The organism is Pseudomonas putida (genome assembly GCF_001941965.1).
GTDB lineage: Bacteria > Pseudomonadota > Gammaproteobacteria > Pseudomonadales > Pseudomonadaceae > Aquipseudomonas > Aquipseudomonas putida_L.
The window spans coordinates 1-1,944 of the sequence record NZ_MKZO01000066.1 but is presented as its reverse complement, the minus strand read 5'-3'; the positions used below and the strand labels follow the sequence as shown (position 1 = coordinate 1,944).

The window sequence follows — 1,944 nt, the reverse complement described above, 5'->3', positions numbered from 1 at the left end:
TCACCGCCAGCCCAGCTAGACCGCCTGATTGAGCGGCAGAGGCCTGGTCATCGCCCGACGGCCATGGCGGCTGGCTGCTTCGGGGGGCTTGCCTTGGGCAGGGCTGCAGCTTAGGTTGATGACATTGGGCCAGACCTGGCGCCTCTCGCAACTGTGGTATCAGCAACGCTTCTGGGATGACCGTCTCAATATCAAGCTCGGTCTAGTTGGCGTAGGGGAGGACTTTGGCACTTGGGGTTGCCGATTCCAGAACGTATCGTTCTGCGGGGCTCCGGCGGGGAACTGGGCAGGCGATACAATCTACAACTACCCTGTGTCCCAATGGGGCGCTCGGGTCAAGTTTGGCCTGACCGAAGATACATATTTCCAAGTGGGTGTTTACGAGCAGAATCCGTCGTACCTCGAAACTGGTAACGGTTTCAAAATGAGTGGTAGTGGCAACAAGGGCAGCTTGGTTCCCGTCGAGGTTGTTCACTCCCTGACACTGGGCGAACAGAAGCTTCCTGGCGAGTACCGTTTTGGCGGCTACTACAGCAACCGTTCATGGGACGACGTCTATGATCTTGAAAACGGGCAGCCTAAGGAGCGCAACCGGAAGTACGGTACTTGGGTGCTTGGCAAGCAGCAGGTTTATAAAGACCCGAGCTTCTCCGCGCGTGGCCTGACACTGTTTGCTAGTGCGACTTTCCACGACAAGGAAACCAGTGCGATCGAGCGTTCGGTTCAGGCTGGTATTATCTACACCGCGCCGTTTGACTCCAGGCCTTACGATGAGGTCAACTTCGGTGTAGCTAACATTCATGCAAACAAGCGCCTCCGCAATACTGCAGATCGCGCCAACGCGTTGAATGGTGCAGTGGATTACAACGATCCAGATTTCACCCCGTTGCAGAATGCTGAAACTAACATTGAAATCAACTACGGCTTCGCTGTGACGCGTTGGTTGACCGTGCGCCCGAACCTCCAAGTGGTTGTAGATCCAGGTGGCGTTGATGAAGTTGACGCAGCTTGGGTAGCTGGTATAAAACTTGAAGTTGGGTTGTAGACTCGAGTGCTTTAAACAATTTAGCTCGACTCGGCGGCGGGTCGAGCTATCTTGTAATTTTGGAAAAATTGCGCTTTGAGTCAATCCACATATGGCGTCGTCCGTGTGTCGCTGAAGTTACCATCTGTCTGGTTTGTTGGGCTTTAAACTAATTACATGAGCTGAAGCCAAGTTTTGAAAGCGACTCAGTTGGCGGCATTTCAATGCGTTCACAATATCGTGAGCATTGCCATCTAAGCATTTGCTCATAATGGCAAGGCATTCAAGCCCGCAGCTTTGCTGCGAAGGATCGTAAAGAAAAATCACCTGCACACCTAATGCGTGTGCAAACGAGGCTTCCATCAGTGTATTTGGCCCTACATAACCGCTGATACCATTTTTCGAGAAATTAGCAATCAATACGAAATCCGAGCGTTTAATTTTTTCGAGATGGCAATCAATAAATGATTTTTTAAGTTTTACTAGGTTGGCGTCTTTTAGGTTCGACCAGTCGAGGTGACTCTCTTCTCTTTCGGGTGTCATCACTTCATGACCGAATGCTGCCAAAAACTTTGCAATATTTTCCATCTCAATAAGAAATTTCATTGAGCCGCATATGGAAATTGAATGTTGCATTTTGCATCCTTAAATACTTGGTTTTTCATCAATTTATTGGTTGAGGTTCTGGCTTGTTATGGCGCGGAGAAGGTGGATGCTGGTTTTTTCGTTGTGCTTTATTTCTCTGTTTTGGTTCATTGACAATTTTATGTGTGGGTTGCTGTTTTGTAGGCGCTAGGGATGCTCCGATCAACTTGTCGTGCAGCCGCGGCAAGTTGCAATTTTCCAGGCACCTACAGCGTCATTGGACGAAAAGTGACCGAAAAATCATGTACGGAGAGCTTTTTCGACCGGTTCTCCGT

General features: G+C 49.6%; 2 protein-coding genes. One reads left to right on the top strand and one right to left on the bottom strand.

Features of this window, described 5'->3' with window-relative positions; translation table 11 throughout:
* The first annotated feature begins 124 nt into the window (after positions 1-124).
* Positions 125-1,045: a carbohydrate porin gene (locus PSEMO_RS27430; RefSeq protein ID WP_256721233.1), complete on the top strand. Its 921-nt coding sequence runs from the start codon at positions 125-127 to the stop codon at positions 1,043-1,045.
* Between the two features lie 117 nt (positions 1,046-1,162).
* On the opposite strand, the gene PSEMO_RS33255 is transcribed toward PSEMO_RS27430, so the two are convergent.
* Positions 1,163-1,660, bottom strand: a complete 498-nt coding sequence (locus tag PSEMO_RS33255) for a hypothetical protein (protein WP_144443634.1) — start codon at positions 1,658-1,660, stop codon at positions 1,163-1,165.
* Positions 1,661-1,944 lie beyond the last annotated feature (284 nt).

Coding starts and splice junctions, on each gene's coding strand:
- PSEMO_RS33255 (WP_144443634.1), bottom strand. CDS start 1,660: ATGCAACATTCAATTTCCATATGCGGCTCAATGAAATTTCTTATTGAG.